Origin of the sequence: Rhodohalobacter mucosus (genome assembly GCF_003150675.1) — a bacterium.
GTDB classification, from domain to species: domain Bacteria; phylum Bacteroidota; class Rhodothermia; order Balneolales; family Balneolaceae; genus Rhodohalobacter; species Rhodohalobacter mucosus.
Genome location: NZ_QGGB01000010.1, coordinates 22,094 through 45,942, shown reverse-complemented (window position 1 = coordinate 45,942; position 23,849 = coordinate 22,094). Strand labels below are relative to the sequence as shown.

Here is a 23,849-nt window from a genome sequence, read left to right as displayed (position 1 = left end):
ATGTTAGAGTAGGAGCCTTAGAGAATGAGCCTTGGATATGTTATCAGGGAAGGTGTTGCAGGCCTTAGCAGGGCAAGGCTGGCAGCTTTCACGTCTGTGTTTTCTCTTTTTGTAGCCGTTTTGCTGATCGGTGTATTAAGCCGTATCGGATTTAATGCATATGAAGTGTCTCAGCTTCTGAGGCAGCAAATTGAGGTGGAAGTATTTCTGGAAGATATTGATGACCAAACGACCCGGGAGCTTCGAAGCCGTATTGAAGGCCGGCCGTTCGTGGAAGAAGTATCCTACATTTCGCGCGACAGCGCCTCAGCGATATTTCAGCAGGATTTTGGGTTGGGTGCTGAGACGCTGGCAGAACTCGACTTCCTGCCCGCAAGCTTCAGAATTCAGGTTAACAGTGATTCGGATGCCGGCCAGGTGTCAGAGCTTGCCGATGAAATAGCAGGCTACAGTGGTGTGGATGAGGTACGGTTTAACCGTGCACTGCTGGAGCTGTTGGAGTCCAGAACCGAGGTGATCCTTTTGACGGGCTCCGTAATCGGTATCTTTGTTCTGTTTGTAGCGATGATCCTGGTATTCAACACCATTCGGCTTACAATTTACGCCAAGAGAGACCTGATTCGGGCTATGAAACTGGTGGGAGCCACAAACGGATTCATCCGCCGCCCTTTCCTGGTGGAAGGCATGTTTCAGGGGCTTATTGCAGGATCGCTTGCGGGATTATTGATCGTTCTCATCTTCAGCCTGGCAGTTCCTGCCTTTGTTCCTCAGCTTGGTGTGCTTTCATGGCCGTTTGGGCGGTGGTATTATCTTGTGGCCGGTGTTGTGCTTTTGGCTGTTCTCATGGGATGGCTTGGAAGCCGCTGGGCTGCACGGCGGTTTATCAGGGAAACCCGGGTCTATACCTGACCGATGAGAGCGGGGTACAGGCCGCAGGCTACAGGGTGCGAGAGGCCTGTCAGCATTTCCTGTGCCTTTCAGGAATTCTGACAGCGCCGGCTACAAGGTATAGGGTACAGTACAGGCCTGCTGCCAGAAGTTTTGGCACAGGACGGGCTCAGGGCACGAGATGCGGATATCGTTTGGCAGTAAATGGATTTCTAACCCTGGCACTGCAGCCGATAATGCTGAATCAGTTACTGCTGCTCAGTGACTTGATTTTATCCCCGGTTTTCTGGCGTTCTTCACAAGCTTTTCTGTCACGGCATTTCCCGAATAGGTGGAGGGAGTGCGCTTCCACATCAAAATCATAGATTTGCTCCATAAGCTTTTGGATTTCGAGGATACGGGGATCACAAAATTCGATGACCACTCCGCAGTCGGTGCAAATCAGATGGTCGTGCTGCTGGTAGGCATAGGAGCGTTCGTAGTAATATTGATTTTTTCCGAACTGCTGCCGCTGTACAAGGCCGCACTCAATCAGCAGGTCGAGGGTGTTGTAAACCGTGGCGCGCGAAACGCGGGTGCCTGCATTTTTCATGTTGAAGAAAATATCATCCGCGTCAAAATGGCCCTCAGCGCGGTAAATTTCCTCAAGAACCATAAATCTTTCCGGGGTCTGCCGTTGATTTCTCTCCTTCAGATAGCTGCGAAATATCTCTTTTACGAGCTGAATTGTATCTTCATGGGCCGGATGTGCCATAAGCTGATTGAACTGTTTATGTCAAAAATTGATTATTGGGTCGATCCTGATTCATTCACGTGTACTGAAAAAACATTAAAATACCGGAAAGGTTTGGGTCATTAAAAGCTATTAAAAATGCGGTAAACTTTTATCTTAAACGATATCTACCATTAACAAATTATATCGATATGCCTACGCTTGTTGCATTTGAAACCCTGACAGAGCTGTATCAAAATCTTGCTGAAAAGTACAAAAATTCTGATAAAACGGCTTTTGCATTTAAGCCGAACCCCAAAGCGGAATATAAAACCGTTACGTGGGATGAGGTAAGGGATGACGTCACTGCAGTTGCATCCTATCTTCTGCAATTTGGCATAGAAAAAGACGACAGGGTAGCCATACTTAGTGAAAACAGGTATGAGTGGGCGGTGGTGGATCTTGCCATTCAGATGGTTGGCGGCATCAATGTATCATTGTACACCACGCTCCCGCCCAAGCAGTGTGAGTATATTCTGAAGGACTCTGAATCAAAGCTCTTTTTTGTGTCCACAGGGATTCAGCTTAAAAAAGCGATTGAGGTGTTTGGAAATTGTCCTGACCTGAAGCATGTGGTTGCTTTTGATGAAGCGAAAGTGAGCTCTTACATGGAACATGATTTTGTCTCTCTTTATGAATCGGCGTGCGAACAGGGTAAAAAGGTTGAAGAGAAAATGGCAGAAACCCTGAAAAAGCGTTCCTCACAAACGGCTCCGGCAGACGTCTCCACGCTTATCTACACCTCCGGCACCACAGGAAGCCCCAAAGGAGCAATGCTTACCCATCACAATATCGTGAGTAATGTAAAAGCTGCACATGATGCGATCGATATCGGAGAGGAAGACCGTTGCCTGTCCTTTTTACCGCTTTGCCATTCATTCGAGAGAACGGGCGGATACTATGCAATGATGGCAGGAGGGGCAGAAATTTACTATGCGGAAAGCGTGGATACCGTAGCAAAAAATATGCTTGAAGTTCATCCTTCAATCGTGGTAAGCGTCCCCCGTCTGTTTGAAAAAATTTACAACCTGATCAACAAAAGCGTTCAGGACGGGAGTGCCATTCAGCAATCCATTTTCAACTGGGCACTTGGTGTAGGCCGCAGGTACTGGCAGGGTGAGCGAGGCCTGATCAGCGTTCAGAAAAAACTGGCCGACAAACTAGTATTCGATAAGCTTAAACAGCGAACCGGCGGTAACATACGCTTTTTTGTTTCAGGTGGTGCTGCCCTGCCGGCCGATATCGGTGCATTCTTTATGGCGGCCGGACTCAATATCCTGGAAGGATACGGCCTTACGGAAACGTCACCGGTAATGTGCTGCAACCGATATGGTGAAGAGGAGATGGGTACGGTCGGAAAAGTGATCAACGGTGTGACGGTCGGTATTCAGAGGCTCAGCGACAGTAAAATTATTGCACAGATAAGCGGTGAGGACTATCCGACGGACCTTACCTCTGAAGAGGGGGAGATCCTGAATCGGGGGCCCAATACCATGAAGGGCTACTGGAAAAATGAGAAAGCCACCAAAGAGATGATTGATGATGATGGATGGCTTCACACGGGAGATGTGGGCAAATTTGAAAACGGCAGGCTGAAAATTACGGATCGCATCAAGCATATGATCGTAAATGCCGGCGGTAAGAACATCTATCCGGGCCCCATAGAAGATCTCTTTAAAACCAGTCCGTGGATCGATCAGCTTGTTGTGGTTGGTGAAAAACAGAGTTTCATGGCAGCACTTATCGTACCCGACTTTGAAGCTATTGAAAAGCATGCCAAAGAGAACAATATTGAATACGGCAGCATGGAGGATCTCATTCAGAATGAAGCGATAAAAAATCTTTATAAAAAAGAGATTCGATCATTTTCGAATGAACTCGCATCCCACGAAAAAATTCGTGATTTCAGGCTTTTAGCTAAAGAGTTTTCTGTTGAAACCGGAGAGCTGACGCCTACTCTGAAGGTGAAGCGCAGGGTGATCCGGGATAAATACGGCCACCTGATCGAAGATATCTTTTCCGGGGATAGCAAATAGAGATGATAGGTGCCGGCATCCGGGCCCTGCCATATGTCCCATGCCTGCGGCATTTGGTATACCTCGCCTAAGAAATGCATGAAGCGAAAATGTCACTGAGTAGGGGAGATATGCTGGCCATGGATCTGCTATGGCATCAGATCTTGTCAAATAACCCGTCTCAAGTGCCGTGAGGCACGGTTCATGTTTTTACCCCGAAATTTCCCGATGGGCATTCCGGGGTAAAACCACTCCTTTATGCTGTCAGGCCGCTTCTCTGCTCTTCCTGGCCGCAATAAAGGACCGAACCCCCGCAATTAAAAAGATAATGCAGATTACAGCCATAACTGCCTGTGCAACGGATGCCTCAAGGCGCTCGGGCATCGTACCGCCAATGGCGCCAATGATGTTGATCAGTCCCCCGAAAGAGCCGCCGAGTCCAAGCAAGGCAAGCAGCAGGGCGCCGTGCATTGAATGTTTGCGCATCGATTCGCTTCTCTTGCCCAGAAGTCCCAGTCCGATAAAGGCAAAACCAAAAAATGAGGGAATCAAAGCGGTAAAGCTGGCTGAGCCGGTGATGAAATAGGATGCGAAACCGAGGATGACAAGCAATATGCCTGTGTTAATAGTGAGCTTTGGCACGATAGTATAATTAATTTAGGGTTTGTTAGAATATGAATTAAGGTGGCTGAGACGCTTGATCAGTTTTTTTACCCTTCTCCTGTTCACGCCCAGATCGGAATATCCTTCCCGGCTTGAACTACGGATAAAAAGTATGCTCAGATCACCTTTTTTACTGATTACTGCTTTCAAATCATCCTTGAATCCAAATAATCTGATCCGAAATACGGAATTTATTTGAAAGCTTTGTGAATCTTTTTCCAGGTCTTCCGGGTTCATCGATTCAAGCGCCGTAAGTGTCTCCTTAAATAGCTTTTCGGGAGTAGTGCGATATTCTACGGCGTGATGTATGCAGTTGGGGGAGTCAGGGCAGGGTTTAAGGGGACTGCTGTATTTATGTTCAGACCCTTTTTTCAGATCCGAAGGTCTGGAGCCCTGAAGAAAAAAATATACACTCATGGTGGATTCATCATCACTGTTTCAGTTTCAATCTTCAGAAGCCTTTTTAACTTATGGCGCCTGTCATAATTGGTCCTGAGGGTTGCATGTGGTTAAATAGCAAACGAATTGAGGCTATCGTTCACAGAACTGAAGGCACTGTTCCAGCGTTTCAGCAACCTGAAGAATGTCCCTGTTTTTTTCTTTAATGAAGCCGGATGTTGCAGCGTGGTCGATCATCCGGATCAGATTATCATAAAACCCATCGATGTTCATGATCGTTACGGGCTTTTTGAGCAGTCCGATCTGGTTCCAGGTGATGATCTCGAATAACTCTTCCATGGTTCCGAAGCCCCCCGGAAAGGCGACAAACGCATCGGCCAGCTCGGCCATGTGAGATTTGCGCTGGTGCATGTCTTTCACCGTGATCAGACGCGTTATTCCGGTATGGGCCACCTCCTTGCTGAACAGGTTTTCGGGAATCACCCCGATCACTTCACCGCCATGAAGCATTACCGAATCGGCAATAACACCCATAATCCCGAGAGAAGACCCTCCATAGACCAGATTGTGACCCTTCTCAGCCATCAACCGTCCGAATTTTTGTGCCTGTTCGGGGATATTCCGGTTTTTACCGGATGAAGAGCCGCAGTAAACGCAAATATTCATGAAACGGTGGTCATCATTCGTTCCAGGATGCCATCCAGTTTTTCGATAAAGTAATTGACCTCTTCAACGGTATTCTGCTTTCCAAAACTAACGCGGATGCTGGCATTGCCAATAGCGTCGGTTTGTCCGATTCCTTTCAGTACATGCGAGGGTTCCATGGCGCCTGAAGTACAGGCGGAACCGTTTGACACGCAGATGCCCTCGATATCCAGGTTCAGCAGCAGCATCTCACCGTCAAGCGGGTCCGATCCGGACGTTACAAAGCCTATATTGAGAATATGCGGCACGCCGTCGTTTTCAGGACCGTTAATTACAAATCTTCCGCCAAATTTTTTGTTGAGCCCGTTCATCACAGCTTTACGAAGCACGTTGAAGTGCCGGGTCATATCGTCCATGTGCGCCATGCTCAGCTCCATTGCTTTTGCAAGGCCCACAACTCCGGGTACATTTGATGTTCCGCCACGCCGTCTGCGTTCCTGAGAACCGCCCTGCAGCCAGGGGATCCACGGCGTGCCGTTCTTTACGTAGAGTACACCGATTCCTTTAGGCCCGTACAACTTATGCGCACTGATGCTGAGGGCGCTCAATCCAAGGTCTTTCACATTCACCGGAATCTTGCCGATGCTCTGAACCGTGTCGGAATGGAAGGGTACCTTATGCTCACTGCAAACAGCAGCAATCTCGCCGATCGGGTTGATGGAACCAATCTCGTTGTTCACATGCATCAGGCTAACTACGGCGGTCTTATCCGAGATCGCATTCTGTACCTGGTCGGCCGAAATCACGCCGTTTGAATCGGGTTGAAGATAAGTAACGGTTGCACCCTGCCGCTTCAGAGCTTCAGCGGGGTGCATTACTGCGTGATGCTCGATGGGTGACGTTATGATTTCCGTTTTTCCGGCCCGGCTAAGCGCTTCAAACACGCCTTTGATAATGGCGTTGTCACTTTCCGTTCCACCGCTTGTGAAGATGATTTCAGAAGGTTCAGCGCCAATCAGCGCAGCAATTTGCTCGCGTGAATCTTCAATGGCCACCTTGCAATCCCTGCCGAACTGATGCGCTGAATTGGCATTTCCGTAATGCTCAGAAAAGTAAGGCATCATTGCGTCCAGAACTTCCTGATCAACAGGTGTTGTGGCAGCATGGTCAAAATAAACTGGATTCATGGGCCGAATGGGTATAGTTATTGATTGACAGAGGACAAAATATTTAAAACCATTCAGAAAAACAGGAGAGATTAAGGTTGCAGGGGATGATGTTGCCCGGGAATGTTTAATAAAAAAGAGAAAGAACAAAGTCAGGATTTAGTACCAAAAAACCGACAGGTTTTCGTACTTTATAAACTTGTCAGAATCGCAAAAATGTTTATCAATTCCATGTCGAAAACCATACTGCAGGAACCTGAAGTAACCCTCGAACTGGCCCTTGATCACGGACTCACCGCAGAAGAGTACGATATGATCAAAAACTATCTTGGACGCACTCCCACGTTTACTGAACTGGGCGTCTACTCGGTGATGTGGAGCGAGCACTGCTCCTACAAAAACTCCATTCTGGAGATCAAAAAGCTGCCCAGAGAGGGGGCACAGCTGTTAGTTGAGGCCGGCGAAGAGAATGCAGGCCTGGTGGATATCGGTGACGGGCTTGCCTGCGCGTTTAAGGTGGAGAGCCACAATCACCCCTCGGCCGTGGAACCCTACCAGGGAGCCGCAACGGGAGTGGGCGGCATTCACCGCGACATTTTCACAATGGGGGCCCGGCCCGTGGCGTCCCTCAATTCGCTCCGGTTCGGATCGATGGATACACCCCGGGTTCGGTATTTGCTGGACGGCGTGGTGCGCGGTATTTCTGACTATGGAAATTCTTTCGGTATCCCGATGATAGGCGGTGATATCTATTTTGATGAAGCATACAAAGGCAACCCGCTTGTAAACGCCATGAGCGTGGGAATCGTGAAAGTGGGCGAAACGGCATCGGCCATTGCAAAGGGGATCGGCAACCCGGTTCTGATTGTGGGTGCCAGCACGGGACGCGACGGTATTCACGGAGCTACATTTGCATCCGAGGAGATCAGTGAAGAGAGCGAGGCGAAGAGGCCCAGCGTGCAGGTGGGAGATCCCTTTACCGAAAAGCTGTTGCTTGAAGCCAGCCTCGAAGCGCTGAAAACCGGCGCAGTTGTCGGTATGCAGGATATGGGGGCTGCCGGGATTGCTTGCTCCACGTCCGAAATGACGGCCAAGGGAGGGCAGGGGATGAAAGTTGATCTCGACAAGGTGCCGGCGCGTGAGGACGGGATGACAGCCTATGAATTGCTTCTGAGCGAGAGTCAGGAGCGTATGCTGGTGGTGGCCGAAAAAGGCCGCGAACAGGAAATTATCGATGTGTATGACAAGTGGGATCTCCATGCCGTAGTCATAGGCGAAGTGGTGGAAGGCGACCGCTGCACGTACTGGAAGGAGGGTGAGGTGAAGGCCGATATACCCGCTGACTCCCTGGTGCTCGGCGGAGGCGCTCCGCAATATGTCCGTGAGGCCATAAGGCCGGCCTATCTCGACGATGTTCAGGGATTTGATGCGCGATCGCTCAAACATCCGGATGACCACAATCAAATTTTATTGAAGCTGATGGGCTCACCGAATATCGCATCCAAACGGTGGGTTCATGAACAGTATGACACCATGGTACGTACCAATACCGTGAACGCTCCGGGCAATTCCGATTCCGGCGTTATTCGAATTAAAGGATCCAAAAAGGGATTGGCCGCTAAAACCGACTGCAACGGCCGCTATGTATATCTGAATCCCAGGAAGGGCGGACAAATTGCAGTGGCTGAATCGGCACGGAACGTAGTGTGCAGCGGTGCGAAACCGGTCGCCGTCACCAACTGTCTCAATTTCGGCAATCCCTATAAGCCCGAAGTGTACTGGACATTCAAAGAGGCTCTCGGGGGCATGGGAGATGCCTGCAGGGCACTCAATACACCGGTTACCGGCGGCAATGTGAGTTTTTATAACGAGAACCCGAACGGAGCCATTTTTCCGACGCCTACAATTGGCATGCTTGGAATCGTGGAAGATGTAGAGAAGCACCGGATGACTCCTGATTTTAAAAAGGAGGGGGATATCATCTACTATCTTGGAGCCGATCGCAAGGGTTTGGGAGGAAGCGAATACCTGAAAACGATTCACGGCCTCACCATCGGCGACGCTCCGGATATCGATCTGGACCTGGAAGTGACGCTACAGGAGCTGGTGCTCACGCTTATTCAGTCAGAGCGTGTGAATGCAGCCCACGATCTGTCCGACGGCGGGCTTGCAGCGGCTCTGGCAGAGATGGCTATACATGCCGGTAAAGGAGCCTCAGTATCTGTTAAGGAACTTGGGAGTGATACCCATGAAGTGCTCTATAGCGAAGCTCAATCGGGAGTACTGGTCACTGTTCCTCCATCCGGACTTCAGAAGTTTGAACAGACCGTGTCCGAATCGGCCGTAAATGCGGTGAAAATTGGCCTTGTAAACGGATCAGAGCTGGTTATTGATACGGCTGTAAAGGTGAAGGTCAGTGACCTGGCTGATGTTTACGAATCGGCCATCCCTAAAGCAATGGGAAGCTGATTTGGCGTTTGTACCAAATTGACGCAATTATTTTCAAATCCATTTCCATTCAGGGAGCTGAGTCCCCAATGCTGTAGGCATGACTCATATCCTAACCGCGGAATTTCCCATTGGGATACCTACGGCGCACTCCGCGGAGAAAGAGCACAAAAATCGGCTGAGTACCATCGGCACGGATCATAAGGTGCCGGGATAGGTTCTGCTTTCTTACTGCCAGGTTGCAACCAGACATGGACCGTGCCTACGGCACTTTCCAGTGGGAGGGTGGGACTCGGTAACCCCGGAATAAATTCCGGGGCAAGGATATATGCCGTGCCAGACGGCACTTGAGATAGGGTTAGATTATGAGTTTTTGTCACTTTCTTATGACTTAACCAACTACCTGCTGCACATGGATATTGATAAGTTTCGCCACCCCCCCAATGCCGTAGGCATGACGCATATTCTAACCGCGGAATTTATTCCGCGGATTGATGGCAGCTAACCACCATGAGTGCCATAGGCACGGTTCATATGAAACCGGGTCGAAATTGATCTTATTAGACTGACGGGAAATAGGGGACATGGACGGTTCTTTGGCAGATTCCGCCAGCCGATCACGCTATAGCAGATGCATTTACGGGCAGCGCGGAGTAGTTTGGCAGTTTAAACCCGCTGCGCAGAAACTCTCCCGGTGTGATGCCGATCACGCTCTTGAAATCCCGGATCATATGGCTTTGGTCATGGTAATCCAGTTCATAAGCCACACTGCTGAACAGTCCGGTTCCGCTTAACAGCTCACGAATAACGAACTGAATTCGTATCAGCCGCGCACAGGTTTTGGGAGTAAGGCCAGTCATTTCACGAACATTCTTTTCGAGCGTGGATTTACACAAGCCCGCCCGGTCGCAAAAATCGGAGATGCGTATGGATCCGCGGTTTTTGATAGCCTCTTCTATAAATCGGCTGGAAAGATTGGAACCGTATATTCTCTCCTGTTCTCCTGAGAGAAATGTATTGATCTCCTTGAGTATCTGTTCAACCTGGGTATTTTTGGATATAGAGTTCATTACAAGGTCTGCCAGGTCGGGCATCACCTCTTCCAGGGGATAAACGGGCTGGCTCAATTCACGTATTGAAATACCTGTAAGCCCCTGAAATCCACCGGGTCGAAAGCGGATGGCAAGACAGCTGGTCCAGGGTTCCTGTGCAACTCGCACAGCTTTATCGAAACCTGGAACCAGGCTGCAGGAATCAATCAGCTGACTCTTTTCCCCAACTCCTCTTTCATAAACTCCGTTTAGCATAAAAATCGCATCTGTGACGCCATCGGGAATGATGTAGTCATAATCGCAGCCAACATCGCCGGGATGAAGCGTGTTGACCCAATAGCACTCGATATGCTCTGAAAGTTCAGCCGGTGGAGGAATCGTGATACATTTCATTTGAGCCGGTTTATTGATTTCCTTTATGAATTGTACTTTAAAAAAACGGATTTTTTACAATCATATGGCCAAAGAATACCGCAACATGGTTATATGAAGCTACATCTGAAAAGTTGTGGTTCAGTTTCTAACGGAAAAATACCGGCCCGGTTTCACCCGGCAGGTGCATAGTGCTAACATGTACGATGTGTAGTCACTGTTTCAATAAAGAGAAAAGACTATGATTATGATGATTGAAAAACGGATTGATTTTACGATGGTTCTGGCTCAATGCTTCATTCTACTTGTACTTAGTTCGCCCGTTCTTTTCGCACAGGTATCAGAAGAATCACCTGAACCGGAAGAGCTTTTTGATTTCTGGGTCGGGGAGTGGAATGTGAGCTGGGATGAAGGGGATGGCAGTAAAGGACGCGGCATCAATATTGTAGAAAAGACGCTGGATGGAACCGTTATACAGGAGAATTTCAGTATAACCGAAGGGCAGCAAAGCGGGTTCAAAGGTACAAGCATATCGGTTTACCAACAGAGATTTGAAAGATGGAAACAGGCGTGGGCCGATAATAACGGAGGCTACTATGATTTTACCGGCGACCTGGATGGCGAAAAGAGAATCTTCCGCACTGAGATGCGTGAACTGCCGGATGGGCGAAGGCTTATGCAGCGGATGGTATTTTATGACATAGCCGAGGATTCTCTGATGTGGGATTGGGAAGCTTCATATGACGGTGGTGAGACCTGGACTCTGAATTGGCGAATCAGGTACAACAGAATAACGGAAACGGATGGCAACTAGAGTCAGAGAGAGTCAAAATGATCAAAATTCAATCCAGTATTATAATAATTGATGACATAAATTAATTGAACCGATCGCGATACTCCGCGTTTATTACCACCAGTGGTACAAGCTATGATTTCACCCTTAATAAATTTTAGCATGATCATGCGATACTAAAAAGGAGTTGAGCCGGTTAAGTTGTTGTAAAGCATTCTCTCGAAATAAGTTAGAGTATGATTATAGATTCATCGGGATTTGGCTGGCTATGTCTTCTCTCATTCATTATTCTCATCTGCCTGGGCAGCTGTGATAGTACGGTGGAACCCGTATCTGATCATGTTGCAAGCTATTCATTATACGGAGTGCTGGATCTTGAGGACTCGCCCAATTATATACGTGTATACGATAATTCATCGCTCCTTACTCCCGAATCGACACAAGGTTTGGATGTACATATTCTGATTACCGATCTGACTACTGATATTACTACTCATCTGCGTGACAGCGTAGTCGTTTTCGACAGTATTTATACCCACAATTTTGTTTACGAATCTCCTGTAACGTTTCAAAACAGATACAAAATCGTTTTGGAAAATAACGATGGCTACCGCGACAGCCTGATATCGGTGACACCCTCTGAAACTGAGCTTACGTTAAGTAGAGCTGCAGTGGAGTGTGATCAAAGGTTTACAGTGGAACTAAAAAATATTGATCTGACTGCTGGAGAACAACTGATTGCAGAAGCCGGCATTGAGTTGTCGAATACATGGTACTGGACCAGCAGGGAGAAAATAAGATCGTATGATGAAGAGAGTAATACCCTGATCGTTGGCTGGAGTCCCGACGATATATCATTCGACATTTTTGCGGGAGGTTTTGAAGGCCGCCCATATCCCGGATGCAATGAATTTACAAGCAACAAAGTCAGATTCCGGTTTACACACATAGGATATATGGAAGGAGGAAAAACCAACGATGAACCGCTCTACGATCCGGAAGAAGGCATTCAATTGCAGCGGAAAATTGTAGTGGGCAAGTATGAAGGCGGAGTTGAAGTAGAGATTGTGCCGGATTCCCCTCTAACCGTCAGAGAGCCTTAAACTCAAAAAAAGACATTCTAACCGTTTAAATGATAAAGCACTTTTCCGGCATCATATTGATTTGCCTTCTCCTTTTTCAGGGTATTGTTTATGCTCAAAATTCATCTGTATTAAGACTGATAGTATTGGAATCAGGCGGACAGCCCGTTGTTGGGGCCAATGTATTGTTGTATGAAAACGGGCAGGACCAATACACCGGATATGGGGTTACAAACCGGGATGGATTTGTTGAATTCAGGAACCTGGAGGCCGGTGAATACCAGATCAGGACCACGTATATCGGGTTTGAGCCGTTTGAAAGGAGTTATGAACTTTCCGGTGAAGAAATCAGGGTAGAGCGCATCACGCTTCGTGATCAGGTTGGGGAACTGGATGAAATTGAAGTAACAGCCCGCGGTGCATTCAGAACCGGTGAAGTTGGCGTAACGAGGATAAGGGGCGAAGAGTTTAGCCGTGTTCCCTCCGCTGGATTAGAGGGCGACCTGATGGCCTACATTCAGACCTTGCCCGGTGTGGTCACCATCGGCGACCAGGGGGGAGATATTTTTATAAGGGGCGGAACTCCTGCTCAAAACCTGGTACTTGTTGACAATATACCGCTGGTAAAACCTTTTCATATATCCAATCTGTTTTCAGCATTTCCGGAACGCGTGGTAAATGATGTATCGGTTATGGCGGGCGGTTTTGATAACCGCTACATGAATTCAGCGTCCTCTGTGATTGAGGTGAATCTCAAACCCGGCAATCTGTATGAAGCTTCGGCGGCAGGTTCGGTTAGCCCATATATGACCTCCCTTTTTGTTGAAACGCCTTTGAAAAAGGGTACTTCATCACTTCTGGTAAATGGTCGTTTTTCAAATATCAATACATTTGAAGAAGTTCTCCCGGGCCGGCAGCAGGAGGCCAGTTTTTATGACCTGATTGCCAGGTATTCCATGCAGGCAGGTGATCTGATCTGCAGCGCAACGGGAGTGCGAACGGGCGATGAGGGGAAAATTAACCCAGGACGCAACGGTATCCTAAGCTGGACCAACACCGCCGCAGGGTTGCGCTGCTTTGGGTTTGACAACTCACTGCAGTTTCCGTTTGAAATTTCACTGGGGGTTTCCGACTTCCGAAACAGTGAGTCATCAGCCGGCTCAGATCAAAGATTCTCAAAGGTTACCCAGGGCTTTCTGCGCCTGGATAGCAGCCAGGAATTTATAAACTCCAGGCTCGATTTCGGCATCAATCTGCTTTTCCAAAATTATCAGGCTTCGGCACAGGAGAGGTTTCAGCCCTTCGAAAACGGTCTGGATGTAACGGATGCAATGATTCAGCTTTATGCGAAGTCCACTTGGGATTTCAGCCGCAATGTAAGCATTGAACCGGGCATAGGTACCCAGATTTCGAGTGGATACGGTGCATCCCTTGAACCACGGTTGCGGATGAATATTCAGCCGTTTGGGAGTACAAAAAGTGAAATAAGCCTGGCTACGGGCTACTACACCCAGGCAATGGACGGGATAACCGACCTTCGGGATGCAGGGTCCGTTTTTACCATATACAGGCCAAGTGACCGGGGCTCCACACTTCCAGGAGCCTGGCATAATATTCTTGAATTCAGTTTCCGGGCAGCTTCATATCTCTCATCAAATATTGAGCTTTTCTATAAGCAACATTACAATATTCCGGTTTCAAAATGGACACCCCAGGCCGGAATTGATACCGACATTGCCCTGGCGAGCGGAACAAGCTATGGGCTTGACCTGAATCTTGAATTCAATCGCTCGCCGTTTTTTATATATGCCGGTTATGGCTACTCAAGTGTGGAATATTCAGCATCGGATGATAATCTGGGATCATGGCTGGGCGGCGAATCGATTACTGGATTCAACCCTGCCCACGACCTGCGCCACAAGTTTAATGTCATTATCAATTACAGTTTTGCAGGGTTCACTGCCGGACTGAGATGGGATGTCAAATCCGGATTGCCTTACACCCGGCTTGCAGGAACCGATCTGGTACTTTCTATTCCAGGTGAAAACCCCATCAACGACCCGGGACAATCTTTTGCATACTTTGAAAAACCATATACTGAAAACCTGCCTGCGTATCACCGGCTCGACGTTTCACTAAAGAGATTTTTTGATATTTCAGAGGGATTTAAATTTGGGGCGGAGATCGGAGCCATCAACGTATACGACCAGGCCAATATCTTCTTCGTCGACATAACAGAGTTTCAGGTAATCAATCAAAACGGCTTCCTTCCCTACCTGTCACTAAGCGCTGAATTATAATAACGGTTCCGGGTATACCTCACCTTATCCCCTGAAAAATTGGTATAAAATGCGAACGATTAGGCCTGTCAATTCCTTTCTACAGTCAAATGGAATAAAAATTTTATCAGACAGAAATGGAAGACAAAGTAGTACTCATCGTAGGCGGAACAGGCGGCATTGGAAGAGCATCATCTGATCTTTTTTCGCGTGCCGGTGCAAAAGTGGTTCTGGCCGCACGTGATAAATCAAAAGCTGAAGAGAAAGCCAAGGAGTTGAATGATAACGGCGGTGAAGCGTACGCAATTGAAGTGGATGTGACCGACCTCGGCTCCGTATCTGACATGGCCCGTGAAGTGCACGATAATCTGGGAGAAATTGACGTATTGGTTAATGCTTTTGGAACCGGCCTGATTCAACCTCTTCTGGATATCAATCCTGAAGACGCCAAAGAAGTGTTCGACGTAAATGTATACGGCACCTTCCTGGTAACGCAAACTGTGGGACGATACATGGCAACCGCCAAAAAAGGACGCGTTATTCTCTTTCCCGGTATTCTTGGCAAAGCCGTAATGAAAAATACCTCCGTTTACTCTGCATCCAAATACGCAGTAACCGGAATGGCCAAGGCTCTGGTCGAAGAGTACCGGCGCGCAGAGATAAAATTTTCTCTGCTCTACCTGGGCGGTGTTGCTACCGAATTCTGGGACAATCCGAAAGTGGAAATGCGCGTGAAAAAAGAAGCCATGCTCACCCCCGAGGAGGTGGCCAAAGCCGTGTACTATGCGGCATCACAGCCGGAACAGTCGGTGCTGAATGAGATCGTGATACAGCCTGAATCGCACCAGATGGTGTAACCTGCTGTAAGCCCGCATACAATTTAGTTTGCGGGGTCGCCGGTGCATTTCAGGGTATAGATTTCAGATAACCCTCGTGCGCCAGCATTCGTCCGGTTTCGTCGTAGGCCTCAGGCTCTTCGGGAGCCCACGTGCCAAGTCCATCCACATACCGGTTATACATGCAAAATGCGGCGGCAATCAAAACTGTGTCGTGTATTTCACGATCTGTTGCTCCCTCATCTCGAGCCGCACGGATGTCATCAGGCTCCACCCGGTTACCAAGAATCTGCACTTTTTTGGCGATATTGAGAAGGGCTTTCATTTTAAGAGACAAGTTTGTCTTTCGAAACCCGTCCTTAATATCGCTCAATAACGACAAATCTCCGTCAAGATGATGTGCTGCAGCCGCGCCATGGCATGAATGACAAAAATGGCACTCATTCTGGTGCGAAACATACGACGCGATCATCTCGCGCTCAGCGCTTGTGAGAGTGGATTCGCCGCGCAGCAAAATTTCAGCCAGTTCGTTCAGCGGTTTGGCGGTTTCGGGGCGATAGTGCATCAGCCCCACGATACCGGGGAATTGGTTGTTCAGATTTATATGTGCCATAATGGTTTAGCCCTTGTCGAGAGTTAGGATTAGCTACCCGAAAAAACGATGATTCGATGCACATTCGCAAACCGTTGAAGGAAATGCTTGGCTCCCGGAGATGGAATAAGTGTGTTTATGAAAGAAATTCCCTTTCAGCCGGGGCTGGAGCCTGCCCCCGCCATCATTTGGCTTGATCCCTTGCTTTTCACTCCAGTGTCTGCATGTAATTCCAGAGCAGATCGAACTCCTCATCCGTAAGCTGGCCAAAAGCCTCCCAGGGCATAAATCTGCCGTCAAGGTGACGTCCATCCGGAGTAGTGCCCTCTTTGAGGCTTTGAATAAACTCTTCTTTGCTCCAGCTGCCGGCTACACCGGTAAGAGTAAGGTCGGGCGCTTCAGGCCAGGTTGGCGGAGCTCCCGGTATGGGGCCACCATCAAGATGATGGCCATGACACCCCACGCACGATGATGCGATGTAGGCTCCTTTTTCAAGCCGGGTCATGGGCTCTTCTTCCTCCGGAAATTCCACAGGACGTTTTATCATACTTGCCGGAAAAAGCGTCAGGTTTCTGTTGATGAAATAGTAAAACCTCATGGGGAGGTTAAGGCTGGTGGAGGGTAGCTCTCGGTTCACCGGTTCAACTGACCGTATGTATGCGATCAGGGATTCAACATCGGTTTTGTGGATAACCTGAAACTTGTGAGAGGGCATCATAATGACTGATCTGCCGGACGGTTTCACCCCTTCGCGAATCACACGAACCAAATCTTCTGAACTGTAGTCATAAATCGGACTTGCCGGCGCAGGGGTAAGGTTTGGAGCCGTTATGATACCGGTCAGCAGCCCGGATTGAATGATTCTGCCTCCTAGGTTGGAACCATGACAGTCCGTGCACCCACGGATGGTGAATATTCGTTCCCCGTGTGCGATCGACATTGAATCACCCGGGATCGATAAATCATAGTCGCTTAAAGGATAGATTCTAAGCCTGTCCGACTCCGTTATAAAAAATACGGCCGCCGTTATCACCGTGACAATCAATAACGGAATAGCTATTGCCTGTACGGGAAACCGGCTCCTTTCTTGCTCACTGCCCAATGCTCAATGCCCAAATCACTTAAAATTTTACTATCCGCCTGACGCTACAGGGCACTTGTCCAGGGCTGTTTTATAGCTCTTTGCCAAAATATCGAGCCCCTGGTCAATGTGTTTTTTCTGTACAGTTAACGGTGGCCTGAAGCGAACGGTTTTAGTTCCGCAACCCAGAATCATCAAGCCGTTTTTGACGCACTCTTTCACAACAGCATCCCTGGAGTGCGTGTCAGGCAGGTCAATTGCGCAAAACAAGCCTTTGCCTCTCGCATTGCTAATGTACTCTTCACGCTCAGCCAGGCCCTTAATCGCGTTCAGTAAATAGTCTCCGGTTATTGCAGCGTGGTGAACCAGATTGTCCTCCTCAATCACTTCAAGAATGCGGTCGAACCGTACCATGTCGACCAGATTGCCGCCCCAGGTTGAGTTAATACGGGATGAAACATGAAAACAGTTGGTATCAATGTCATCTATTCGTTTGCTTGCAAGAATTCCGCATACCTGGGCTTTTTTGCCGAACGCCAGTATATCGGGCTGCACATAATGTTCATGTGCCCAGAATTTGCCGGTAAGACCCACTCCGGTCTGCACTTCATCATGAACGAGCAGCGCATCGTATTCATCAGCCAGCTCCCGGAGGCCTTTATGAAATTCCATCCGGAAATGATTGTCGCCGCCCTCGCCCTGTATGGGTTCAAGCAATATACATGCAATATCGTCTTTGTAGGTTTCAAAATATTGCCGGGCCTGTGCCAGCGCCTGTTTTTCCTCAAGGGCCACTTTATTGATATTCTCCTCTGTGAGAGGATATTGAACGGCGGGATTGTGAATGCGCGGCCAGTCAAATTTTGGGAAATACCGGGTCTTTTTCGGATCCGTGTTGGTTAGTGTAAGGGTATAACCGCTGCGTCCGTGAAATGCTTTGTCAAGATGTAGCACCTTGTGGCCTTTTTCAGTTCGGTATCCCTTTTCAAAATTCTTCTGAACTTTCCAGTCGAACGCTACTTTTAGTGCATTTTCAACGGCCAGTGCCCCGCCTGAAACAAAAAACGTGTAGGGCATGTAGTCCGGAATGCCGACTCGTGAAAATGTTTCCACAAAATGAGCCATCTCTTCCGTGTACACATCTGAGTTGGATGGCTTGTTGATGGCTGTTTGCCCAAGGGTGTGTACAAAGTCAGGATCACCCGCCAGCCTGTCATGGTTCATACCCAATGGATTTGAAGCAAAAAAAGTAAAGAAGTCCAGATAGTCTCTGCCCGAAGAGGAGTCGTGCAGGTAAGCGCCTTTGCTTTTGTGCAGGTCGAGAACCATTTCATATCCATCGGCCAGAATATGCTTTTGAAGGATAGGGCGTACATTTTTTGGTTCTACAATATGAGGCATGGTGATAGCGATTAAGTCCCGTGATTGAAAACGTCTTATAGTGAAGAATAAGAAACTGCGCAATCAAGGTAAAAGGGAAAGTCTGTGTGGATAGTAGTTAGTAGATAGTTGACGGTTGTCAGTTGTGAATAGTTAGTTATTGGGAATTTTATAAGTGCAGGGTGCAGGGTGCTCGTCCCCTCTTGAGAGGGGACATGGTTAGATGAACGTGCAAAGCACGATTCAGATAACCAAGGGGTGTGTCTGACAGGCCTTGGCATCAGGCTTCAGGCTTCAAGCTGCAACGGGCAGTATTGAAAATACTTCTGAGATCGAATATAGCATATGTCCAATCTGAAATCATGCCCGTCTCACGTCTCAACACCACCCACCATCAACCGACCACGAACCACTTACAACTATCCATTCTACCCCCATTCCAGAAACGTTTTCCTGATTATCGAAATACACTCCATTAGCTGTTCTTTCGTCATCACAAGGGGAGGAGCGAAGCGGATAATATTGCCGTGCGTGGGTTTGGCCAGTAACCCGTTTTCCTTCAGTTTCACGCAGAGATCCCAGGCAGTTGAGCTGTCCGGTGAGTCATTGATCTCTACGGCGTTAAGCAGCCCTTTTCCCCGAACGGTAGCTACAAGGGAGCACTCAGACTGAAGTTTCTTCATTTCAGAACGGAAAATTGATCCCAGTTTGCGTGCATTTTGAATCAGATTTTCGTCGCGTACCACTTCCAGTGCCGCAATGGCGACACGTACACCGAGTGGATTTCCTCCGAAAGTGGATCCGTGCTGGCCCGGTTTGATCACATCCATGATCTCCTTGTCGGCGAGAACTGCAGATACAGGATACACCCCACCCGCCAGGGCTTTGCCGAGAATCAGCAGATCGGGACGCACATAGGTATCGGCCCGGCGCTCACACGCACCTTCGCAGGTACAGTTGCCGCATACCGCAAGCATGCTCCCCGTACGCGCTATGCCTGTCTGGATTTCATCAGCTATCAACAGTACATTGTGCCTTCCACAGAGTTCTGCAGCTTTTCTGAGATAGTCATCGTCCGGTACATTCACACCCGCTTCTCCCTGGATCGGTTCAACCAGAAAACCTGCAACTGTTTCATCCTGAAGTGCCTCATTCAGCTTTTGAAGATCATTATAGGGCACTTTGACGAAGCCGGGCGTATACGGGCCGAAATGATCCCTTGCATTGGAATCATCCGAAAAAGAGATAATGGTAGTGGTCCGCCCGTGAAAGTTGTTGCTGCACACAACGATTTTTGCCTCATTTTCCGGTACTCCTTTTTTTTCATACGCCCATTTGCGGCAGATTTTGATAGCGGTCTCAACGCCCTCTGCTCCCGTATTCATGGGCAGTACATTCTCAAACCCGAATGTGTCGCACACCAGTTTTTCAAACTCACCCAGAACATTGTTATAGAATGCACGAGAGGTGAGGGTAAGGGTTTCGGACTGCTGCTTCAGCGCATCGATAATATGCGGGTGGCAATGCCCCTGGTTTACAGCCGAGTAGGCCGACAGAAAATCAAAATACCTGTTTCCCTCCGGATCCCAGACATAAACTCCCTCACCTCGTGCCAGCACGACCGGAAGGGGGTGATAATTATGGGCTCCGTACTGGTTTTCAAGGGCAATGGCGTCTTTTGTGGATAGCATGTCAGGGTTCTTTTTTAACAGCTCTGGTTTTCAAAAAGATATGAATTAACAGGGAGGCGATCGATTGCAAATCAAATAATCTTTACTTGACTTGCGTAACGAAATAATTGTATATTTAGGGTCTCATCGCGGGGTGGAGCAGCTGGTAGCTCGTCGGGCTCATAACCCGAAGGTCGCAGGTTCGAATCCTGTCCCCGCCACTACAGAAAAGGCTCGATTGCTCAAAGCGGTTGAGCCTTTTTTATTTGAGGGAGAAGGTTATGTTCACCGTTTACGTATTGCATTCATCCAAATATGACAAGATATACATTGGCCATACAAGTAATCTCACCGAGCGGATGAAATCTCACAATGAACTGGGGACTAAGGGTTGGACGGTGAAATATCGCCCATGGAAGTTAATTCATACCGAGCAGTACGCCACAAAGTCTGAAGCGATAAAGCGTGAGAAGCAGCTGAAAACGTCAGTAGGCCGTCGCTGGATTCGTGCCAATTTATTGAGTTAAAAGCTTGTCGGGTTCCTATCCGTCGGTAGACGGACAGGCGAATCCTGTCCCCGCCACTACGAAAAGGCCGCTCTTAGCGGCCTTTTTTATTTTGGGTACAACTCAGGTTATGCTTTACTCTTCATTTTCCACTGTCAACTCTCTCAGCATCAACGTCTATTCTTGTGCTCCTATCTGATACCATCTACAGTTAACTACTTTCATAAATGAACATATGTTGTCATAAAAGACAACCTAAGACTTTAACATGTTGTTATAAATAGCAACGAAACGTATATTATGTTGTTATAAATATCAACAATTCGGTTTAAATCAGTGAGAAGGTACAACTATGAACTATTGGGATAAAAAGCTTATACGCAAACAGCTTGATAAGAAATTGAAGAAGCTTAAACCTCTTCTGAGAATGACAATGCCTTCAGGTGGATGGATAAATGCTATCCGAGAAGGATTGGGTATGACATTAGAAGAATTAGGTAGTCGTGTTGACCTTGACCGGGCAAGGGTTTACCGGATTGAGCAAGCTGAAGCCAATGGTGATGTAAAGCTCTCAACTTTAAAGAAAATGGCTGAGGGCTTAGGGGTGAAGTTTGTCTATGCTTTTGTGCCGGAACAAGACCTTGAGGAAATGGTGCGTCAACAGGCTTTGAAAATTGCCAAAAAACGATTGAATCGTATTGATCATTCAATGAAGTTGGAGCTTCAGGGAATCTCTGATGATGAGCATGAAGAAGCACTGAAAGATCTGGTGGATAAAATTCTTTTTGAAGAACCAAAAAACTTTTGGGATCAGTAGATGTTTGATTATCCGGATGGAGCAACGCCGATTGATGAGAATGAGAAGGAAGGGCTTCTCATTCCCTATATAAGTACTCTGGAAGAGCTTAATGAATGGGAGCAAAGGAATATTACCGATGCTTACAGTTGGCTGGATCGTACTCGCCGAAAAGATTATCTGAGTGAGGAATTTATTCGAAAACTTCATGAGGCGATGTTCGGAAAGGTATGGGTTTGGGCAGGAGAATATCGTCGGACGGATAAAAATATCGGTGTAGATTGGGCACAAATCCCAGTACATTTCAGACAACTGTTGGGTGATGTTCGCTACTGGATAGATTATGAAACTTACTCCCCGGATGAAATCGCAGCACGTTTTCATCACAGAATGGTTCAAATTCATTTGTTTCCAAATGGCAACGGCCGACATGCAAGAGTGATGACGGATGTACTGCTTCAGAAGGTGCTCGATCAGGAACCTTTCACCTGGGGATCAGGCAATTTGATTGAAAAAGGAGATGTTAGGGCAGCTTACATTAAGGCACTAAGGTCTGCCGATGTACATAATTATCAGCCCCTGCTGGATTTTGTTCGAAGCTAGGAGCTAGCACTTCGTTTAAATCCATCACTTACATAAATACCAATCCCCGCCACGGCATAACACAACGGACCCAATTCCGGGAAAATCGTCAGCCGACTCAATTCAATAAAACCTCCCTTAACTTTTCCCAAAGTTGTCAGAAGATTACCAACCCCAATCAAATTTGAAGCTACCCGCTTATCCCCTTACCTTTAAGCACCTTAAAAACATAACAAGACCTCAGGGCCATCTGCAGACAAACATCCTGCTCGACGATTAAAGCATCCTTGACAGCGCAACCCTTCAAAGCCAAACGGTGATCCATGCATCCCGTTGACCTGACCATTTTTGTTGCATACATCATCGGTCTGCTTGCGTTCGGCTACTTCTTCTTTCGGAAGAACAAAAGCGGCGACGATTACTATGTAGGCGGGCGGAGTATGAAAGACTACCATGTGGGACTCTCCGTTGTGGCTACAGACGTAGGCGGCGGTTTTTCCATCGGGCTGGGCGGACTCGGTTTTGTGATGGGTATTTCCGGTTCCTGGATGCTCTTTACGGGATTGATCGGAGCGTGGCTGGCAGCCGTTTTTCTGATTCCCAAGGTTAAGCGCAACAAGGCATTCGACAACGCCTACACCTTCCCGCAGCTTTTTGAATATTACTACAGCCCGAACGTGGCATTGGTGGCTGCCGTAATCTCCGCCATAGGATATGCCGGTTTCACAAGTTCTCAGATGCTTGCAGGTGCAAAACTTGCAAGCGGTACGTTTGCAGACCTGGACCAGCAGACTGCACTTTACATTATGGGTGCAGTGGCTGTGATTTACACGGTTATGGGCGGGCTTAAGGCCGTAATCTATACCGATACCGTTCAGTGGGCCCTTTTGATGTTCGGTCTGGTATTTATCGGATTACCCATAGCGTACCTTGAGATCGGGGGACTGGATGCGATCCGGGCTACACTTCCCCCTGAAATGCTCTCGCTGTCCAACATCTCCTGGCAGGATATGGTCTATTGGGCGGTGACTATTATTCCGATCTGGTTTGTGGGAATGACATTGTATCAGCGGATCTATGCATGCAAGGATGAACAGACAGCCAAGCGCGCCTGGTACCTGGCTGGTCTTTTTGAGTGGCCCGTGATGGCATTTCTCGGAGTATTGCTGGGACTTTTTGCACGCGTGGCCGCCGACCAGGGTATGTTTGAGTACCTTGGAGCTGCTGATATTTCCGATACAGATCCTGAAACCGGATTGCCAATGCTTCTCAGAACCGTTTTACCGGTAGGTTTGATGGGAATTATGATGTCTGCCTATTTCTCCGCTATCCTCTCAACTGCCGACAGCTGTTTGATGGCCTCATCCGGAAACGTTGTAACGGATATCATCGGCAGAATAAAACCGTTCGATCCGGATAGCAGCCGCTTTGTTACAATTTCACAGGTGGCCACGCTGGTGATCGGTGTTCTGGCGTTACTGCTTGCATCGGCCATGACCAACGTGCTGAACCTGATGCTCGACTCCTATGCTTTTATGGTTTCAGGACTCTTTGTGCCCGTTATCGGTGCACTATTCTGGAAAAGGAGCACCCCGGCAGGCGCAATGACTGCAATGCTTGCAGGAGGAACAACAACAATCGCTTTGCGATATTCGGGAGTGGAGTTACCTTATGAGTTGGATCCCAATGTTTTCGGAATTACTGCGTCTGCACTTTCGTTTGCTGCAGTCAGCCTGGCAACCGGATCAGGCGGTAAATCAAAGAAGGATAATTTATAACAAATAACAGGTGTTAAGCTGCTATCTGAAGACTGAATGCAGATTAAAAATCAA

The 23,849-nt window shown here is 48.0% G+C and carries 21 protein-coding genes and 1 tRNA gene; 12 read left to right on the top strand and 10 right to left on the bottom strand.

The window, feature by feature from the left end; translation table 11 throughout:
* Window positions 1-24 precede the first annotated feature (24 nt).
* Window positions 25-909, top strand: a complete 885-nt coding sequence (locus tag DDZ15_RS14420; protein WP_109647826.1) for a cell division protein FtsX — start codon at window positions 25-27, stop codon at window positions 907-909.
* Window positions 910-1,132: 223 nt separating this feature from the next.
* On the opposite strand, the gene DDZ15_RS14415 is transcribed toward DDZ15_RS14420, so the two are convergent.
* Complete coding sequence (locus DDZ15_RS14415) at window positions 1,133-1,642, bottom strand: Fur family transcriptional regulator (RefSeq protein WP_109647825.1); 510 nt, start codon at window positions 1,640-1,642, stop codon at window positions 1,133-1,135.
* Window positions 1,643-1,812: 170 nt separating this feature from the next.
* Here DDZ15_RS14415 and DDZ15_RS14410 point away from each other — a divergent pair, with 170 nt between their 5' ends.
* On the top strand, window positions 1,813-3,696 hold the full coding sequence (locus tag DDZ15_RS14410) for an AMP-dependent synthetase/ligase (RefSeq protein WP_109647824.1): 1,884 nt from the start codon (window positions 1,813-1,815) through the stop codon (window positions 3,694-3,696).
* A 243-nt stretch (window positions 3,697-3,939) separates the two neighbouring features.
* On the opposite strand, the gene DDZ15_RS14405 is transcribed toward DDZ15_RS14410, so the two are convergent.
* The 4 genes from DDZ15_RS14405 to DDZ15_RS14390 all read right to left on the bottom strand — a co-directional run bounded on the left by DDZ15_RS14405 (window position 3,940) and on the right by DDZ15_RS14390 (window position 6,569).
* Entirely contained in the window at window positions 3,940-4,317 is a 378-nt protein-coding gene (locus DDZ15_RS14405; RefSeq protein ID WP_146198604.1) for a hypothetical protein, read from the bottom strand.
* Window positions 4,318-4,332: 15 nt separating this feature from the next.
* A complete protein-coding gene (locus DDZ15_RS14400; RefSeq protein ID WP_109647822.1) occupies window positions 4,333-4,755 on the bottom strand; it encodes a DUF1499 domain-containing protein in 423 nt (140 codons plus the stop codon).
* 114 nt (window positions 4,756-4,869) lie between these two features.
* Window positions 4,870-5,403, bottom strand: a complete 534-nt coding sequence (locus tag DDZ15_RS14395) for an LOG family protein (protein WP_109647821.1) — start codon at window positions 5,401-5,403, stop codon at window positions 4,870-4,872.
* Window positions 5,400-6,569, bottom strand: coding sequence for a cysteine desulfurase family protein (locus DDZ15_RS14390; RefSeq protein ID WP_109647820.1), 1,170 nt, complete (start codon window positions 6,567-6,569; stop codon window positions 5,400-5,402). Before DDZ15_RS14390 ends, DDZ15_RS14395 begins: the two co-directional genes overlap by 4 nt.
* A gap of 210 nt (window positions 6,570-6,779) precedes the next feature.
* On the opposite strand from DDZ15_RS14390, the gene purL reads away from it, so the two are divergent.
* Entirely contained in the window at window positions 6,780-9,017 is a 2,238-nt protein-coding gene (gene purL / locus DDZ15_RS14385; protein ID WP_109648025.1) for a phosphoribosylformylglycinamidine synthase subunit PurL, read from the top strand.
* Window positions 9,018-9,613: 596 nt separating this feature from the next.
* On the opposite strand, the gene DDZ15_RS14380 is transcribed toward purL, so the two are convergent.
* Window positions 9,614-10,441, bottom strand: coding sequence for a helix-turn-helix domain-containing protein (locus tag DDZ15_RS14380; protein ID WP_109647819.1), 828 nt, complete (start codon window positions 10,439-10,441; stop codon window positions 9,614-9,616).
* Between the two features lie 220 nt (window positions 10,442-10,661).
* Between DDZ15_RS14380 and DDZ15_RS14375 the strand changes: the two genes are divergently transcribed.
* From DDZ15_RS14375 to DDZ15_RS14360, 4 genes are all read left to right on the top strand, one after another.
* Window positions 10,662-11,234, top strand: a complete 573-nt coding sequence (locus DDZ15_RS14375) for a hypothetical protein (protein ID WP_242979057.1) — start codon at window positions 10,662-10,664, stop codon at window positions 11,232-11,234.
* A 215-nt stretch (window positions 11,235-11,449) separates the two neighbouring features.
* Window positions 11,450-12,316, top strand: a complete 867-nt coding sequence (locus DDZ15_RS14370) for a hypothetical protein (protein ID WP_109647818.1) — start codon at window positions 11,450-11,452, stop codon at window positions 12,314-12,316.
* A gap of 29 nt (window positions 12,317-12,345) precedes the next feature.
* Window positions 12,346-14,595, top strand: coding sequence for a TonB-dependent receptor (locus DDZ15_RS14365; protein WP_109647817.1), 2,250 nt, complete (start codon window positions 12,346-12,348; stop codon window positions 14,593-14,595).
* Between the two features lie 116 nt (window positions 14,596-14,711).
* A complete protein-coding gene (locus DDZ15_RS14360; protein WP_109647816.1) occupies window positions 14,712-15,431 on the top strand; it encodes an SDR family oxidoreductase in 720 nt (239 codons plus the stop codon).
* A gap of 49 nt (window positions 15,432-15,480) precedes the next feature.
* Here the strand turns inward: DDZ15_RS14360 and DDZ15_RS14355 are convergent, their stop codons facing one another.
* The 4 genes from DDZ15_RS14355 to rocD all read right to left on the bottom strand — a co-directional run bounded on the left by DDZ15_RS14355 (window position 15,481) and on the right by rocD (window position 20,154).
* The gene (locus tag DDZ15_RS14355; protein ID WP_109647815.1) at window positions 15,481-16,023 is read right to left on the bottom strand and encodes a carboxymuconolactone decarboxylase family protein; all 543 of its coding nucleotides are present in this window, start codon (window positions 16,021-16,023) and stop codon (window positions 15,481-15,483) included.
* 187 nt (window positions 16,024-16,210) lie between these two features.
* Window positions 16,211-17,104, bottom strand: coding sequence for a cytochrome c (locus DDZ15_RS14350; RefSeq protein WP_109647814.1), 894 nt, complete (start codon window positions 17,102-17,104; stop codon window positions 16,211-16,213).
* A 30-nt stretch (window positions 17,105-17,134) separates the two neighbouring features.
* Window positions 17,135-18,484, bottom strand: a complete 1,350-nt coding sequence (gene lat / locus DDZ15_RS14345; RefSeq protein WP_109647813.1) for an L-lysine 6-transaminase — start codon at window positions 18,482-18,484, stop codon at window positions 17,135-17,137.
* Between the two features lie 407 nt (window positions 18,485-18,891).
* Window positions 18,892-20,154 (bottom strand): ornithine--oxo-acid transaminase, encoded by a 1,263-nt coding sequence (gene rocD, locus DDZ15_RS14340; protein WP_109647812.1) that lies wholly within the window; start codon window positions 20,152-20,154, stop codon window positions 18,892-18,894.
* 127 nt (window positions 20,155-20,281) lie between these two features.
* Between rocD and DDZ15_RS14335 the strand changes: the two genes are divergently transcribed.
* The 5 genes from DDZ15_RS14335 (at window position 20,282) to DDZ15_RS14315 (ending at window position 23,795) form a co-directional block, all read left to right on the top strand.
* Window positions 20,282-20,354 (top strand) — tRNA-Met (locus DDZ15_RS14335).
* A gap of 60 nt (window positions 20,355-20,414) precedes the next feature.
* Window positions 20,415-20,660, top strand: coding sequence for a GIY-YIG nuclease family protein (locus DDZ15_RS14330; RefSeq protein ID WP_109648023.1), 246 nt, complete (start codon window positions 20,415-20,417; stop codon window positions 20,658-20,660).
* Between the two features lie 331 nt (window positions 20,661-20,991).
* The gene (locus tag DDZ15_RS14325; protein WP_109647811.1) at window positions 20,992-21,456 is read left to right on the top strand and encodes a mobile mystery protein A; all 465 of its coding nucleotides are present in this window, start codon (window positions 20,992-20,994) and stop codon (window positions 21,454-21,456) included.
* Window positions 21,457-22,038 (top strand): mobile mystery protein B, encoded by a 582-nt coding sequence (locus tag DDZ15_RS14320; protein ID WP_109647810.1) that lies wholly within the window; start codon window positions 21,457-21,459, stop codon window positions 22,036-22,038.
* A gap of 302 nt (window positions 22,039-22,340) precedes the next feature.
* Window positions 22,341-23,795: a sodium:solute symporter family protein gene (locus DDZ15_RS14315; RefSeq protein ID WP_109647809.1), complete on the top strand. Its 1,455-nt coding sequence runs from the start codon at window positions 22,341-22,343 to the stop codon at window positions 23,793-23,795.
* Window positions 23,796-23,849: the final 54 nt, after the last annotated feature.